This is a genomic window from Corynebacterium mastitidis DSM 44356 (assembly GCF_000375365.1).
In the GTDB taxonomy this organism is placed as follows: Bacteria; Actinomycetota; Actinomycetes; order Mycobacteriales; family Mycobacteriaceae; genus Corynebacterium; species Corynebacterium mastitidis.
In genome coordinates, this window is record NZ_AQXB01000005.1 from 222,149 (window position 1) to 238,706 (window position 16,558).

At 65.5% G+C, this 16,558-nt stretch carries 11 protein-coding genes and 2 pseudogenes; 12 read left to right on the forward strand and 1 reads right to left on the reverse strand.

Annotated elements, in window-relative coordinates; translation table 11 throughout:
• The first annotated feature begins 5 nt into the window (after positions 1–5).
• The 8 genes from B140_RS0107625 to B140_RS0107660 all read left to right on the forward strand — a co-directional run bounded on the left by B140_RS0107625 (position 6) and on the right by B140_RS0107660 (position 10,602).
• Entirely contained in the window at positions 6–1,181 is a 1,176-nt protein-coding gene (locus B140_RS0107625; protein WP_018118768.1) for a sensor histidine kinase, read from the forward strand.
• On the forward strand, positions 1,178–1,870 hold the full coding sequence (locus tag B140_RS0107630; protein WP_018118769.1) for a response regulator: 693 nt from the start codon (positions 1,178–1,180) through the stop codon (positions 1,868–1,870). Before B140_RS0107625 ends, B140_RS0107630 begins: the two co-directional genes overlap by 4 nt.
• A 51-nt stretch (positions 1,871–1,921) precedes the next feature.
• Positions 1,922–2,659 carry an ABC transporter ATP-binding protein gene (locus B140_RS0107635; RefSeq protein ID WP_018118770.1) on the forward strand — a complete coding sequence of 246 codons (738 nt, stop codon included), beginning with the start codon at positions 1,922–1,924 and terminating at the stop codon, positions 2,657–2,659.
• The gene (locus tag B140_RS0107640) at positions 2,659–4,116 is read left to right on the forward strand and encodes an ABC-2 family transporter permease (RefSeq protein WP_018118771.1); all 1,458 of its coding nucleotides are present in this window, start codon (positions 2,659–2,661) and stop codon (positions 4,114–4,116) included. Before B140_RS0107635 ends, B140_RS0107640 begins: the two co-directional genes overlap by 1 nt.
• A 97-nt stretch (positions 4,117–4,213) precedes the next feature.
• Positions 4,214–5,275 carry a lipoate-protein ligase small subunit gene (lplB, locus tag B140_RS0107645; protein WP_026166133.1) on the forward strand — a complete coding sequence of 354 codons (1,062 nt, stop codon included), beginning with the start codon at positions 4,214–4,216 and terminating at the stop codon, positions 5,273–5,275.
• Between the two features lie 185 nt (positions 5,276–5,460).
• Positions 5,461–7,557 carry a choline BCCT transporter BetT gene (gene betT, locus B140_RS0107650; RefSeq protein WP_018118773.1) on the forward strand — a complete coding sequence of 699 codons (2,097 nt, stop codon included), beginning with the start codon at positions 5,461–5,463 and terminating at the stop codon, positions 7,555–7,557.
• Complete coding sequence (locus B140_RS0107655) at positions 7,550–9,025, forward strand: aldehyde dehydrogenase family protein (protein ID WP_018118774.1); 1,476 nt, start codon at positions 7,550–7,552, stop codon at positions 9,023–9,025. Before betT ends, B140_RS0107655 begins: the two co-directional genes overlap by 8 nt.
• A gap of 5 nt (positions 9,026–9,030) precedes the next feature.
• Positions 9,031–10,602, forward strand: a complete 1,572-nt coding sequence (locus tag B140_RS0107660) for a GMC family oxidoreductase (RefSeq protein WP_018118775.1) — start codon at positions 9,031–9,033, stop codon at positions 10,600–10,602.
• A gap of 1,695 nt (positions 10,603–12,297) precedes the next feature.
• Here the strand turns inward: B140_RS0107660 and B140_RS13370 are convergent.
• A pseudogene (locus B140_RS13370) lies at positions 12,298–13,461 on the reverse strand (IS3 family transposase).
• Between the two features lie 72 nt (positions 13,462–13,533).
• Here B140_RS13370 and B140_RS14405 point away from each other — a divergent pair.
• The 4 genes and pseudogenes from B140_RS14405 to B140_RS0107675 form a co-directional block, all read left to right on the forward strand.
• Positions 13,534–14,344 (forward strand): annotated as a pseudogene (locus B140_RS14405) (ISL3 family transposase); the annotation flags it as partial.
• Positions 14,345–14,489: 145 nt separating this feature from the next.
• Complete coding sequence (locus tag B140_RS13765) at positions 14,490–15,056, forward strand: hypothetical protein (RefSeq protein ID WP_156801693.1); 567 nt, start codon at positions 14,490–14,492, stop codon at positions 15,054–15,056.
• A 79-nt stretch (positions 15,057–15,135) separates the two neighbouring features.
• Positions 15,136–15,741: a hypothetical protein gene (locus B140_RS13770; RefSeq protein ID WP_156801694.1), complete on the forward strand. Its 606-nt coding sequence runs from the start codon at positions 15,136–15,138 to the stop codon at positions 15,739–15,741.
• Positions 15,742–16,118: 377 nt separating this feature from the next.
• Positions 16,119–16,558, forward strand: a 440-nt coding sequence (locus B140_RS0107675) for an Ig-like domain-containing protein (RefSeq protein ID WP_040426286.1), incomplete at its 3' end; no start/stop codon positions are given.

Below are 16,558 nucleotides of genomic sequence, written 5' to 3' on the forward strand. Positions count from 1 at the left end.
AAGGCATGCGGAGACTGCGGCTCCGGCGCGGCGACGCCGTCGCGGCGCTCCTTGGCTGCGTCCTCGCCGCGATGTACGTGAGCATCGCCGCCGCACACCCCACCCCGGTGCTGTGCGCGCAGGCGGCGCTCTCCCTCGGCTTCGTCCCCGCCCTAGCGCTGTGGCGCACCCGGGTCATCCCCGCCGCCGGGGCCCTGCTGGGGCTGCTCGCGGCCTGGTGCCTCGCGTTCATCGCCGCCACGCCCGCCAACACGGGCTTTCCCCCGTACCTCATGGCCGCGCCGATGGCGGTCTATTCCCTGACCCGCCACGCCCCGGATCGCCGCCTCGCCTGGGGAGCGCTCCTCGCCTGCGCGGCGGCCGCGCCCGCCAGCCCGCTCATGTGGGAGCTGCGGGGCCCGGACGATCTTCACTATCGCTCCGGGGATTCCCTCCTCGGCTTCCTCGCGCTGCACTGGGCGTTGCTGGGCGTGGCCTTCCTGTGGGCGCTGCACTGGCGCGCCGAGCAGCGGCGGCGCGAGCGGGAGCGCGAGGCGGCGCGGGAAAGCGAGCGCCTCCTCATCGCCCGGGAGATTCACGACGTCCTCGCCCACAACCTCACCCTCATCAACGTGCAGTCCTCCGCCGGGATCATCGGCGCGCGCACCGACCCCCAGGCGGCCGTGGCGGCGCTGGGCACCGTGCGAGACGTCAGCGCGGAGGCCCTGGCGCAGGTGCGCGGGATCGTCGCCGCCCTGCGCTCCCCCGGCGCGCCCGCAGCCGCGCCGGAGGGGCCCGCCACCCTCGCGGAGATCGTGGAGGGCTTTCGCGGGCTGGGCCTGGCCGTGCGCGCGGACTATCCCGCCGATCTCCTCTCCCGCCTGCCCGCCCAGCACGCCCTGGCGGTGTGCCGCATCACCGCCGAGGCCCTCACCAACGTGCTGCGCCACCAGCGGGCGGGCACGGCCGTGGATTACCGCCTGACCGAGGAGGCCTCCGGCCTGGCCCTGACGGTGGAGAGCGTCGGGGCGCCGCGCTCGCTCACCTCCGCGCCCTCCGGCCCGGGCATGCCCGCCGGGTGCGGTACCGGCCTGGTGGGCATGCGCGAGCGCGCCGCGGCGCTCGGCGGCACGCTGCGCGCCGGCCCCACGGAGCGCGGCTGGCTCGTGCGCGCCGAACTTCCGTTAGGAGAACCCCGATGACCCCGCCCATCCGCGTGCTGCTGGCTGACGATCAACCGCTGCTCGCCTCGGCGCTCGCCACGATCCTGTCCGCCGAGGAGGACATCGCCGTGGTGGCCGTGTGCCACGACGGCGAGGAGGCGCTGCGCGCCGCCCGGGAGCACCGGGTGGACGTGGCGGTGCTGGACATCCGCATGCCCAGGGTCGGCGGGATCGAGGCCGCGCGCGCCCTGGCCCCGCACGGCGTGGCCGTGCTCATGCTGACCACCTTCAACGAGGACTCCCTGATCCGCGAGGCCATCGGCGCGGGCGCCTCCGGGTTCCTGCTCAAGGACGCGGACCCGGCCGAGCTGGTCCGGGCGGTGCACAGCGTGCACCGGGGGCAATCCGTGCTCAGCGCCGGGGTGACCGGGCACGTGCTGCGCGCCTACCGGCGTGCCGTGGCGGGCGCGAGCGTCCTGCCAGCCCACCAGCGCCAGGGGCTGAGCCTGCTCACCGCGCGCGAGCTCGAGATCCTTTCCCTCATCGCGGCGGGCCACACGAACGCCGAGATCGCCGCCGAGCTGACCATCGGGGCCGCCACCGTGAAGACCCACGTCTCCCACCTCCTCGCCAAGCTGCACTGCCGGGACCGGGTGGCCCTGGTGCTGCTCGCGCACCGCGCGGGCCTGGCCCCTCCCCCCGACGGGGGAGAATCTCCCTCCCCATAATCACCCCGCGCGGGGATCACGCCGCGCCGCGCGCGGGCGATAGTAGCGGTCATGACTACCGATGTTCCCTCCCTTACCTGCCGTGGCCTGCGCGTCAGCCTCGGTGGGCAGCGCATTCTCGACCACTTCAACCTCACCGTTCGCCCCGGCCGCGTCCACGCCCTGATCGGGCGCAACGGGGCGGGCAAGTCCACCGCCTACAGGGCCATCCTGGGGCTGCTGCGGCTCGATGCGGGCGAGGTCACCGTCCTCGGCGCTCCGCGCACCCGCGAGAGCCTGCGCCACATCGGCGCCAGCATCAACGGCCCCGCGCTCTACCCGCACTTAAGCGCCGTGGAGAACCTCGCGATCCACTGCCACCTGCTGGGGCTGCCCCGCTCCGAGGCGCTGCGGGCGCTGCGCGCGGTGGGCCTGCCCGATACCCGCAAGCGCGCCTCGGCCTTCAGCACCGGCATGAAGGCCCGGCTGGCCCTGGCGATCGCCACGCTGGGCGATCCCAAGGTCCTGCTGCTCGACGAGCCCCACAACGGCCTCGATCCCCAGGGCATCGTGGAGCTGCGCGGCTTCCTGCTCCAGTGGGCGCGCCGCGGCGGCGCGGTGCTCCTGAGTTCCCACCAGCTCGGGGAGGTCACCCACATGGCCGACGACCTCACGGTGCTCGCCCACGGGCGCACCCAATACGCCGGAACGCTGACCGACTTCGCCCCGCCGGAGCGGCTGGAGGAGCGGTTCCTCACCCTGACCTCCGGCGCGGACGCATCCGCCCACGCGCGGGAGGGGCGGAACTGATGCTCCAATCCCTTCCCCGCGCCCTGCGCGCGGAGCTGCTGCGCACCCGGCGCAGCGCGGTCGCGTGGCTGCCGCTGCTCGGCCTCCTCATCGGCGGGCTGAGCGCCGTTCTCCCCGCCGTGGCCTCCGACCGACGCGACGCCGCCGTCCTGCTCTCCTGGCAGAGCATGTACATCACTGGCATGGCCGCGCCGCTGACCGCGTTGTTCTGCGTGCTCGCGGAAAGGCGCGAGCGCGCCGCCCGCTGCGGGGGCACGCAGTGGCGCCCCTTCTCCCCGGCGGCCCAGCGCGCCGCGCGGGTGCTGGTGCTCGCGGGCCTGCTGGGCGCCTTCACGGCGCTGACCTTCGGGCCGTCCTGGTGCGCGGCCCTGCTTCGGGGCTACGACGGGGCGGGCGCGATCCTCCTCGCCGGGCTGGCCTCCTGGTGGGGCCAGGTGGGCGTGCTCTGCGTTTTCCTACTGCTGGGCCGGTCCACCGGCGCCGTCGCGCCCCTGCTGTGTGCCGTGGCCTGGCAGGCCGCCGGGCTGCTCTGCGCGGAGTGGCCGCACTGGTGGGCGGTTCCCCCGGCCTGGCCCGTGCGCCTCGAACTGCCGCTTCTGGGCACGCACGCCAGCCTCGTCCCCTTCTCCCCCGGCGAGCCGATCCCCCACCCGTGGCCGGTCCTGGCCGCCTGCACGCTCCTGAACGCGGTGGCCCTCGCGGCCGCCGTCGCCTGCGCCCCGCGCTCGTGGTGGAGGGCGCCGGGGCGTGGCCACCAAAGCGGGGACGCCTCGGCCGGAATCGCCTACTCCCCCGGCGGCTCCGCCGCCCGCCCCACGCGGCTGGGCCTGCTGTGCGTCCCCGTGCTGGCCGCCCGACGTCGCGGCGTCTACCCGCTGCTCCTCGCCACGCTCGCGGTGCTCGCCTACGCCGCCGCCGTGTACCCGCCGTTCGTGGTCACCGGGCTTACCACGTTCCTCGTCCTCCCCCTGGGCACCGCGATACTGCCGATGATGGCGTGGGGCGGGCTCGCCCCCGCGTGGCGCATCGCGGTGCCGCGCCGCCCGGGACTGCGCGGCGCCGTAACGCTGTGGCACCTGGGGCTGGTGTGGATCGTGTGCCTGGCGTCCGCCCTGGGAACCGTCGCGGCCGGGGAGTCGATAGGGCGGGCCGCCGCCCGCGCGGCGCTGTGGTGCACCACCGGGACCGTGCTCGCGCTGCTGTGGCTGCTGCTCACCGTGCGGTTCTCCCCCGGCCTGGCCCTCGGGCTAGGGGTGATGGGCGCCATCGTCTCGCTCACCCTGGGTGGGGACGTCCTGGCCGCCACGCCCCTGTGGCTCCTCGCGCTGCCCTCCTGGGGCGAGTCCGCGCTCGACCCCGGCCGGTTCCCCCTGGCGCTGGCGCTCTGCGCGGCGCTTGCGGCGGCTCTCCTGCCGCTGATGGGGCGCGCCTATCGGCACCACGAGGCCGCCGCGTAGGGCTACGGGATTCTACGGGATTCTTCCATGCCGCGCCGTGACCAGTGTGGTTCCACCGCGCCCCACGGCGGCATGGAAGCGCCCGTACCATTGACACATGAGCACCGATCATCACTGTGAAGTCAAGGTTCCCGGCGGAAAGCTGGTAGTAGTGGACGTCTCCGAGGACGGCCAGCGGATCACCGCCGCCAGCGTCTCCGGCGATTTCTTCCTGGAACCCGAGGAGGCCTTCCCCGCGCTGACCCGCGCGCTCGTCGGCGCGCCGCTCACGGACACCGCCGAGCAGCTCCAGCAGCGCCTGGACGCGGCGCTGGCTCCCCTGGGCGCCCAGCTCCACGGGTTTTCCACCGCCGACGTCGCCCTGGCCGCCCGCCGCGCGGTGCTCGACGCGAAGGATCTCACCGACTACGAGTGGGAGGTGTTGCGCCCCGGCGCGCTGCCCACCCCGCTCAACGTGGCCCTGGACGAGCACCTGCTGCACGAGGTCGCCGCAGGGCGGCGCGGCCCCACCCTGCGCCTGTGGGACTGGGAGGACCGCGCGGTGGTCTTTGGCTCCTACCAGAGCTACGCCAACGAGCTGGACCAGCGCGGCGTGGAGCGGCACGGCATCGTGCCCGTGCGCCGCATCTCCGGCGGCGGGGCCATGTTCATGGAGGGTGACAACTGCGTCACCTATTCCCTCTACGTGCCCGAGCAGGCGGTGCGGGGCTTAAGCTACGTGGATTCCTACCGCTACCTCGACCAATGGGTGCTGGCCGGGCTGCGCTCCCTCGGGGTGAACGCCTGGTACGTGCCCATCAACGACATCACCTCGGACCAGGGCAAGATCGGCGGCGCCGCTCAAAAGCGCGTGCCCGGCGCGGTGCTGCACCACACCACCATGAGCTATGACATCGACGCCCAGAAGATGACGGAGGTGCTGCGCGTGGGCAAGGTGAAGATCGCGGACAAGGGGCTGCGCTCCGCCGCCAAGCGGGTGGACCCGCTGCGCCGCCAGACCGGCGTGAGCCGGGAGGAGGTCGTCTCCGCGCTTATCGACGGCTTCCGGGCCCGCTACTCCTCCCGCCCCGGGGAGCTGAGCGAGGAGGATCTCGCGGCGGCGCGCAGGCTCGTGGAGGAGAAGTTCGGCACGCGGGAGTGGACGCACCGGGTGCCGTAGCCGCACTCACGGTCCGAGCAGGGCGAGGGGTTTCACCCCCTCTCACCTGCCTAAACTACCTCTCGCCCACCCCAAGGCCCCTCCCGGGGAGGCGTCGTCACGCTCTAGCCCGGCACCGCCCCGCCGCTTCCGTTACCGTGGGTGGAGACGACTCTGCCCCCTACCCCCAGGACGAGGAATCGCCCGTGCCCCATTCCCCCGCGCACTCTCCGCTGAATCGCCCGGTGTTTTTCACCTCCGCCACCCTCATCCTCGCCTTCGTGGTGTGGGCGTGGCTGGCGCCGGGGCAGGCGGAGACCACGATCTTCGGGGCGATGGACTGGGTATCCACCAACCTGGGCTGGTATTACATCCTCACCGCCGGGATCGTGGTGGCCTTCGTGCTGGTGGTGGCGCTCTCGCGGATCGGCAACACCAAGCTCGGGCCGGATCACTCCACGCCGCGATTTCACGTGTTCACCTGGGCCGCCATGCTCTTTGCCGCCGGCATCGGGGTGGACCTGATGTTCTTTGGTGTCTCGGGGCCCGCCACCAACTACCTCACCCCGCCGGACGTGGCGCCGCTGTCCGAGGAGGCCGCCCGCATGGCCACCATCTGGACGATGTTCCACTACGGCGTGCCTGGCTGGGCGCTGTACGCCCTGATGGGCATGGCCTTCGGGCTCTTCGCCTACCGCTATCACCTGCCGCTTTCGGTGCGCTCGGCGCTGGCCCCGATCTTCGGGCGGCGCATTCACGGGGCGGTGGGCCACGGCGTGGAGGTGGCGGCCACGCTGGGCACGGTGTTCGGCGTGGCCACCTCCCTAGGGATCGGGGTGGTGTTTCTCAACTACGGGCTGAACTTCCTGTTCGGCCTGCCCACGGGCACCTCGGTGCAGGTGGCGCTCATCATCCTGTCCGTGGGGATTACCATCGTCTCCACCGTCTCCGGGGTGGACAAGGGCATCCGGCGGCTCTCCGAGCTGAACGTGGTGCTGGCGGTGGGGCTCATGGCCTGGGTGCTGCTCTCCGGGCGCACCAGCCACCTGCTGGACGCCCTGGTGCAAAACGTCGGGGACTTCCTCAGCTCCTTTCCCTCGATGATGCTCAACACCTTCGCCTACACCTCCGGCACGGAGGCCTACCCGGCGGATCAGTGGCTGGCGGACTGGACGCTGTTTTTCTGGGCGTGGTGGATCGCCTGGGCGCCCTTCGTGGGCCTGTTTCTGGCCCGCATCTCGCGGGGGCGCACCCTACGCGAGTTCATCCTGGGTGTGCTGATTATTCCCTTTGGCTTCATCCTGCTGTGGGTGTCCGTTTTTGGCAACGCCGCCCTGGACGCCTTCGGCTCCGATCCCGGCCTGGCGCAACGGATCATGGACGCCCCGGAGTCCGGATTCTTCGAGGTGCTACAGCAGTACCCCGGGGCCACCGTGACCATTGGCCTGGCGGTGCTCACCGGGCTGCTGTTTTACGTCACGTCCGCGGACTCCGGCTCCCTGGTCATGGCGACCATGACGTCCCAGGCCCCGGACAAGGCGGACAATGCAGGCGCCAGCGGCCCCACCGAGCAGGACGGCCCGCCCTGGCTGCGCATAGTGTGGGCGGTGATGACGGGTCTGCTCACCCTGGTCATGCTGTTCATCGGCGGGGTGTACACGCTCCAGGCCGCCACGGTGCTCATCGGGCTGCCCTTCTCCCTGGTGCTCTACCTGCTGATGTTCTCTCTGTGGAAGGTGCTGCGCGGAGAGCGCTACTCCGCGCAGGCCCGCCGCCACGCCCTCGCGGGCGCGCAGCACACCTCGGAGCCGCGCGGCTCCTGGAAGCAGCGGCTCACGCGGAAGATGGCCTTCCCCACCGCCGAGCAAACCGCGCGATTCATCGAGGACACCGCGCAGCCCGCCCTGGAGGCGGTGGGCGCGGAGCTAGAAGGCCTGGGCGTGGAGGTGCACTATCACCGGGGCACCCACCCGGAGTACCCCATCCCCTACGCGGACCTGGTGGTGTGCTTCCCGGACCAGGATGACTTCAAGTACCAGGCGTATCCGGTGGCCCACGCGGTGCCCAACTTTGCCGCTAACCTGGCCGTGGTGCGCGACGTCTACTTCCGCGTGGAGGTCTTCTCCGCCACGGGCTCGCGCGGGCACAGCATCATGGGCTACACGCGCGATCAGGTGATCGCTGACGTCCTGGATGCCTACGAGGCCCACCTGAACTACATGACGCTCACCGGCGACGCCGGCGCCCCCACCGGGGAGGTTCACGCCGCCGCGCCGCAGAAATGGGAGGATAACCATGACTAAGACCCTGTACATCGACGGCGAGTGGACGGGGGCCGCCAACAACGCCACCCGCACCATCGTCTGCCCCGCCGACGGCTCCGAGGTGGGCACGGTCTCCGAGGGCAGCCGGGAGGACGCCGAGCGCGCCATCGCCGCCGCCCGCGCGGCCTTCGACGCCGGGGAGTGGTCCGCGCGCCCGGCCGCCGAGCGCGGCGACCTGCTGCTGAAGGTGGCCGAGGAGATCACCCGGCGGCGCGACGAGTTCGCCCGCGCCGAGGCCCTGGACACCGGCAAGCGCCTGGTGGAGGCCGAGATCGACATGGACGACATCGCCTCCTGCTTCCGCTACTTTGGCAAGATCGCCGACCACCACCCCGGCCGCCTGGTGGACGCGGGGAACGATGCCGTGATCTCCCGCGTCGTCTACGAGCCGGTGGGCGTGTGCGGCATGATTACCCCGTGGAACTTCCCGCTGCTCCAGGCCGCGTGGAAGGTGGCCCCCGCGCTGGCCGCGGGCAACACCTTCGTGCTCAAGCCCTCGGAGCTCACGCCGCACACCGCGATCCTGCTCATGGACGTCCTGGACGGGCTCGGCCTGCCCGCCGGGGTGGCCAACCTGGTGCTCGGCGCGGGCGCCGAGGTCGGCGCGCCGCTCTCCGAGCACCCGGACGTGGACATGGTCTCCTTTACCGGCGGCCTGGTCACCGGGCGGGCCATCGCGGCCGCCGCCGCGCCCACGGTGAAGAAGGTGGCTCTAGAGCTGGGCGGCAAGAACCCCAACATCGTCTTCGCGGACGCGGACTTCGACGCCGCCCTGGACAACGCCCTCAACGCCGGGTTCGTGGACTCCGGCCTGGTGTGCTCGGCGGGCACCCGGCTCATCGTGCAGGAGTCCATCGCGGAGCGCTTCGTGGACGCCCTGGTGGAGCGCGCAGGGAACATCGTGATGGGCGGCCCCTTCGACCAGCAGGCCCACACCGGCCCGCTGATCTCCCGGGAGCACCGGGACAAGGTCACCGACTACGTCCGGCGCGGCGTGGAGGCCGGGGCCCGGCTGCGCGTGGGAGGCGACTGGGGCGGCCCGGAGCATGAGGCCGGGTACTTCTACTCCCCCACGGTGCTGGATCACTGCGATAAGGACAACCCCGCCGTGATCGAGGAGGGCTTTGGCCCCGTCATCACCGTGGAGACCTTTAGCACCGAGGCCGAGGCCATCGCACTGGCCAATCACACCCGCTACGGCCTGGCCGGGGCCGTGTGGACCTCCGATGCCGGGGTAGCCAACCGCGTCTCCCGCGCCCTGCACCACGGCACGGTGTGGATCAACGACTACCACCCCTACCTGCCGCAGGCGGAGTGGGGCGGCTTCGGAGAGTCCGGCACTGGCCGCGAACTCGGCCCCAGCGGCCTAGACGAGTACCGCGAGGCCAAGCACATCTACCAGAACACCGAGCCCGCCGTCACCGGCTGGTTCCCCGTGAAGGAGTGATTGATATGTCCGATAAGACCTATGACTACATCGTGGTGGGCGGCGGCTCCGCCGGAGCAGCGCTGGCCTCCCGGCTCAGCGAGGACCCCACCGTGACGGTGGCGCTGCTAGAGGCCGGGCCCACGGACGTCGATAAGGCCGAGGTGCTGGACCTCCAGCGCTGGCCGGAGCTGCTGGAATCCGGCTTTGACTGGGATTATCCCATCGAGCCGCAGGACAACGGTAACTCCTTCATGCGGCACGCTCGCGCCAAGGTACTCGGCGGCTGCTCCTCCCATAACTCCTGCATCGCCTTCCACCCGCCCGCCGAGGACATGGACCTCTGGGAGGAGCTGGGCGCCACCGGCTGGAACGCCGAGACCATCCTGCCGCTCATCACGCGCCTGGAAAACAACGCGCGCGGCGGGAACAACCACGGCACCGAAGGCCCGGTGCACCTCATGGATGTGCCGCCCACCGACCCCGTGGGCGTGGCCCTGCTGGAGGCCTGCGCGCAGGCGGGCATCCCCACCGCCACCTTCAACGAGGGAGAGACGGTGGTCAACGGCGCCGGGTTCTTCCAGATCAACCGCAAGGCCGACGGCACCCGATCCTCCTCCTCCGTCTCCTACCTCCACCCCGTGATGGAAGAACGCGAGAACCTGCGCGTGCTCACGGATCACTGGGTCTCCCGCGTGCTGTTTGAGGATTCCGATTCCGGGGTGCCGCGCGCGGTGGGCGTGGAATACTGCGACAACCCCCACAACCGACGCCGCGCGCTGCGCGCCCGCCGCGAGGTGATCCTGAGCGCGGGGGCCATCGACACGCCCAAGCTGCTCATGATCTCCGGGATCGGCCCCGCCGAGCACCTGCGCGAGGTGGGCATCGACGTGCTGGTGGACTCCCCCGGCGTGGGCTCCGGCTTGCAGGACCACCCCGAGGCCGTGATCTCCTGGGAGGCCGCCGAGCCCATGACCAGGGACGCCACCCAGTGGTGGGAGATCGGGATCTTCACCCCCATCGACGGCGACGACCTCCCGCTGCCCGACCTCATGATGCACTACGGCTCCGTGCCCTTTGACATGCACACCGCGCGCCACGGCTACCCCAGCGCGGACGAGTCCTTTGCCCTCACGCCCAACATCACCCACGCGCGCTCGCGCGGCACCGTGCGGCTGGGCTCCCGCGACTACCGCGACAAGCCCAAGGTGGACCCCCGGTACTTCACCGACCCCGAGGGCTACGACATGCACATCGCCGTGGAGGGGATCAAGAAGGCCCGCGAGATCGTCTCCCAGCCCGCGATGGCGCGCTACGTAAAGCGCGAGCTGTTCCCTGGAGCGGACGTGCGGACGGACGAGGAGATCGCTCAGTACGTGGCCAAGACCCACAACACCGTGTACCACCCGGCGGGCTCCTGCCGCATGGGCGCCGCGGACGACGCCGAGGCACCGCTCGATCCCGAGCTGCGGGTCAAGGGCGTGGAGGGGCTGCGCGTGTGCGACGCCTCCGCCATGCCGCAGCTGACCGCCGTGAACCCCAACATCACCGTCATGCTCATGGGCGAGCGGGCGGCGGACCTGATTCGGGGCGCGTAGGCGTCTTCCGGGGGCTGCTGATTACCGGGGTGGTCCGCAGGAACAAGCGGCCCACCCCGGGATTCAGGCTGCGGAACGTCCCGTCGGACTCGCCTTGACCTCGGCCCCGTCCTTCCCGCTGCGCTCCTGGGCGGGAAGGCGGGGCTCCCGGCGGGCTCATGGTCGCAGCACCTCACCCACCACTTTTGGACGAACGGCAGCGGGGCGATAGCTTCGCCCGAACCACACAGCCCCACCGCTCTATTCTCAGCTCGTAGCGCGATTGCGGATCCTTCTAGGAGCTCAGGGACTACGCCTACGCCGTGCGCAGAGAAACAGCGAGCGGCGCTATTGGAGCATGCACTTCATATGCCGCATCTCCGCCACTCCCCTCTGGTAACCTACGTTTGCATAGCAAGCAGCCGACCGGCCGAACCTTCCGCCCGCCTCGCGGAGAATGTGGCCTAGTACTCCTGGGAAAACATGGGTTCCGACACCTCTACGTGGGCTGTCCGAGCACCACAAATTCCGGGTAAAGCACTAGTCGTAGAAGCAAGGTGGAATTGTGACTGAACGTCCAAAAGATTATGTCAAAGAGGGAAACCAAAGTGCTCCCTGGCTATGGCTCGGCGTGGTCATAAGCATCCTGCTGGCTTTTGGTAACCTGATCGATTTCCCCCACGAACCCAGAGCGTCTCTGGACGCTTTGCTCATTGCCGCCGGGATTGGGCTGCGGGCGACCCCTGTGGTGCCAGTATCAGGACAAGCAAGCCCTCGAAGAGGCTACCCGTGCGCGCGAGGAAAAAACGACTGCGAGACATCCTCGGCCCTGAAGATGCAAACATTGCACGCGATATGGGCGAGATCCCCAACCCCAAGCCACACCCGCGCAGGTGGGAGCGAGTGGGGCCAGTGGTGGCAGGATTAATCTTCCTAGGATTTATTATCGGATAAGTGCTTCTCAACTGCACGGGGCCCGTAGTTCATAACAGCCTGCGGGGCTGACCTACTTCTCCCCAAATAACACAAAAGGCATCACCAGCACGCGCCCCCACGATGTTCATCAGGGCGCCGCCGAGGTGGGCACCGCAAAGACCCCTATGGTCATGAAGGAACGCTACCCAATTAGTAAATTTTCCACACAGCCATTTGCTTATTAGTATTTCGACACAGAGTTAATTGATCCCATTCCTCACAGTGCGTGGGAAAATTTCACGGAACAATTAGAAACAATCACACAAGGAGTATCCGGACTGGTAGTACCGTCCCCAGCAGCTTCAGCGCAAGTCAAGCTGCGGTGGATCCTTTAAAGGATCAGCGTTTGTCGATAACAGACTTGAAAATCTCGGGGCGGCATCACGGAGCCGGGGTCCCGCTAGAGTATCTCACACCCCCGGTACGGGGCTTTCTGGTAGCGGGGATGAACCTGACTGAAAACTGTCGACGATGGCGCTACCCCGGACAGTGGACGCAGGTGCTGTTTCTGCGTCGGCATGTAGCTCGGCAAGCATTCTCGGGAAACCATGCACCATCCGATGGGACGCGGTCGGCGAGACCGTGGGCCAACGAGAAGCGACGGCAGGTTCTGAATCTCATTCAGGCGTCGCTTGAGGGTAAGCGCCAACGAGAGCACCTTTTCGCCATCCGGGGGTAGATGCGTAGTCAAGGAGCTCTCGGGACTGGTGAAGGTTTGGTTGACAGTTTTCCTTCTGATTTTCAGGCCGCGATTGGTGCGGCTGGCTCTATGATGGCTTCGTACTGGATGGGCGTCAATTTCCCTAATGCTCGTTGGTGTCTTTTCCCGTGATAGGTCCGTTCGATCCAGTGGGTGATCGCGGCTGAGAGTTCACGGCGGCTTGTCCAGGATTTACGGTCAACAACGTTGTTTTGCACGAGGGCGAAGAAGGATTCCATGGCTGCGTTATCCCCACACGCCCCGACCCTGCCCATCAAGCCTTTAGCCTTATAGCGTTTTAACACACGCAAGAATTTCATACAACGAAAATTGCGAGCCTCTATCGGAGTGGATGATCACATCACGAGGATGTCCGCGTTTGCGCATCACATCGTCCAACGCCGCCACCGCGAGGCCTGATTTCATCCGTGAGCTAGTTGCATAACCCACGATTTTACGTGAGCACAGATCTTTGATCGCACACAAGTACAGTTTCCCCTTCCCACGTCCAATGCTCAGTAATATCCGTGACCCACGCAGTATTCGGGGTATCAGCGTGAAAATGCCGCTGGAGCAGGTCATCATGAACCGGTGGTCCAGCGTTCCTACCACGCCTTTCCGCCTAGAAATAACCGAGAAAATCCCGGCCTTCGAACACAACCACCACACCCGCCGCTGCGAGATCACAATGCCTTGACCATGAAGCTCATCAGCAATAAACCGGTAACCAAATTCCGGATCGTTGCTATGAATCTGGCGGATCTTGTCAATGAGCTTGTGCTCTTGGAGCTGTCGATCCGAGACCGGCTTAGCCCGCCATTTATAGAACGCTTGGCGAGAAAACTTCAATACCCGAGCCGCGACCGTCAAGGTTGCCTTCCCCTGAGCGATCAATTTTTTCCACGATCGGGTAGGTCTTTTTGGGTCAACCACTTCCTGGGAAAGATAAGCGGCAGCAGCGCGTAAGACTTCGTTTTCCATTTCCAGCTCACGGATCCGCTTGAGCGCTGCACTCATCTCCTTAAGCCACCACCGGATCACTCGACGAGCTCATCCCGTGATCTTTCAACCGGGCCTGCGTGGTCCATTTTTGTGACGAAGACCGCGAGATCCCCAGATCGGCACACACTTGCCGACGGCTCATCCCTGATTCAACCAGTGCGACCGCTTCCAGCCTTGAACTGCCCGCTATACAACTTTGGCATGTCAACATCCTTTCGTGCTCCACAACCAGGAAGCAACCCTGACATCAACCAAACCCCCACCAGTCCCTCAGAGTCGATGAGCACGTGAGGCGGCATACCCACCTTGGTGACACGTACGTCACTGTAGTGATTGATCTGACCCCGGTCCACGACAAGACGGGGCCCCGCGGCTAGTTGCGATGATTCCGGTCCGTTCCAAGCAAGTGTTTTAAGTCCTGGCTTGAACAGCAGTCCCTGTCCTTTCGTGAGGGGGTCGAGATCGTGGCGATGGACGGGTTTATCGGGTTCAAGACCGCTGCGGCTGAAGCCGTCCCGGACGCGGTCACGGTCATGGACCCTTTCCATGTCGTCAAGCTTGCAGGTGATGCTTTGGATGTGACCCGTCAGCGGGTCCAGCAAGAGATTCATGGGCATCGAGGCCACAAGCATGATCCGCTCTACCAAGCCCGCAGGCTGCTGCATACCGGCTTGGATCTGCTCCGGCCACGACAGACTGAACGTCTCGAGGACCTGTTCACCACCGATGATCACGTCAGCGTCGAGGTGACTTAGAACGTCGACCAGCAGCTCGTGTCGGCATACTGGAACAGCGACAAGAACCCCGGGAAAGCCACCGTGGTAAAGGTCATCGATTCGCTGGCCCACAGGCCCCAAGAACCTGCCCGAGCTCGCCAAAATCGGCCGGACCCTCAACAAACGCCGCGCTGACATCCCGGCGTTCTTTGATCAACCACACACCAGCAACGACCCTACCGAAGCAATCAATGGACGTCTCAAGCACCTCCGCGGGACCGCTCTCGGATTCCGAAACCTAGCCAATTACATCCGCCGAACACTACTCGAAGCCGGCAGCTTCAAACCCCAACTACACCCCAGATTGTGAAGAGCCTGATTCTCTTGACAGTACCCCCGCGGTACACTTCCCACTGTGCAACCCGTTACAGTTGCTAGTTTTTGCGTATTTGAATACAGACACCCTGGGTCCCACATCCTCTCCATTCGCTTCTCCCGCATCGAAAGGTGAAACAATGAACTACAATTTTTACAAGTCCATGAATTTGGACGGCAGTACGCCACCTCAAAAACTGGCAGACATACTCGACGAAAAGATAACGGCCATCCAGGGCTCCGAAACCGCAACGGCGGCCGATCTGGGGGAAGCAATCGCCGCAAGAGCTATCTTGGGCGATCCCGAGAAGAAAAGCGAATACGACACAGCGCTACACGGTCCTGACGGCGTGGTAACTATTGAGTGGATCCAGGAACTCGCAAAGAAGAAATCTTCCACCTCATACGAGAAAAAATCCCCAAGCTCCACACTCCCAAAGAAAAAGAAAGTCTCCATAGACTTTGATCTGAATAATTTTCCAGTATCGAGCCAACTTCAACGTCAGGAATCCAAGCTATGGCTCGCAGGCATGGTTCTGATACTACTCGGATGGATTTACGCCTTCATTGTTTCCATGTTTTTCAGCTCGAACGCCATGGAAGAGTGGTCTTTCCTTTTCGATCAAGACGATATCGAAGCCCTCAATTCAATTTTTGGAGGCCTCAAAAGTTTGCCGCCATCGGCTTCGCCCTTACCAACACCGTAGCCATGTATATCATCATGGAGACCGTGTGGTGCCTTCGGAAGGTCCTCGGATCCTGGAAAACTGAAAAATAGGGAACCTCATGCCCACAAACTCAGAACACAACAGCCAGTGGGAGTCCTTTTCTAATGACGGTGAAGGGGGAAAACCAAAAAAGAAGATCATCATTATCCTCGTGGCCGTAGCGGTTCTTTTACTGGCATCCGTCGGCGCATGCATTCTGATTATAAATAAAGGGTATTTTTCCGAATCATCTGAAGATTTCGCAATTCCAGAAGTACCCACCTCAGGAGAAAGGACATCAACCTCCAGAAAGAAAACCGGCTCAAATGGTCCAGAAAGCTCCAGCACTTCGGAAAATAAAAACTCCACCATCGAAAAATCGGAAGCGGATAAAGAGAAAAATAAAAAGAGCAACAAAACCACTAAGGATGATTCGAAGAAATCTGACAGCGGAGAAAAGTCTGCAAGTTCGGATAAAATGTGCAGTGGGAGTAATCTTCCAGATATGATTGATGAGACGTTCCCCGAGGATGCGGAGGTCGTGGTTGATTACTGCGAGCAAGGCTGGTTAAAGATTGGTGTAGCCGAAACGGATGCTACGCAAGTTTATCAGTTAATAGATGGTTCCTGGGAATTGCATTCCCCGCATGGATCGGCTTTCCCTTGGGCTTTGCCTTGTTATTAAGACAGTACCCTTGAGGAGGATGGCGTTCCTGGTGATCTTCAAGAGTTGTTGACAAAGTGCGGGATCGACGAATATAAAGATTTCACTAATTATGTGGCCGTAGGCCCCACTACTACCGGTTTTGCTCGTAAATTCTTCCAGGAATTTACCTACCAGTACTCCCTTGACGGGGAAACTGAACAGGTTTTGACAGAAGTATACTCACCAACAACGGGCCAGCATTACGAGATGCATTTCTCCGGAGATAAGGCAGTTACATGCACAGGTGGAAATAATGCAGTTGTGGAAATATGGTGACCAAGATTCATTTATGCGGGCGAACACCCATAGATAATCTTTACTGAAGAGTATTTCGTGGTGTGTGGAGGTGGTTGCACGTGCGGGTGCGTTCGGGGCGTCGGGTTGTAGTCGCGGCGCTGATGGTGGTGGCCCTTGGCGGCGGGCTTACGGCGTGCACGATTAATCCGGGCGCCTCACAGGAAAGCACCCACGACACTAAGGACGAGGCGCTAGAGGCCCCGTACATCTCCGTGGCCGACGAATCCGAGGAGGTCGATCCCACCACACCGGTGACGGTGGAGTCCAAGGACGAGGGCCTCGAGAGCGTGACCATGACCAACGAAGAGGGCCGCGAGGTCGAGGCCACCCTGTCCGCCGATGGCATGAAGTGGACCACCACGGAGGTGCTCGGCTACGCGCGGACCTACACGGTCGAGGCCGTGGATCACAACGGCGAGAAGTCCACCTCCACGTTTTCTACGATCGCCCCGGCGTCCACGGCCTCGGTCACGCTCTCGCCTTATGGCGTGGGCGAGGT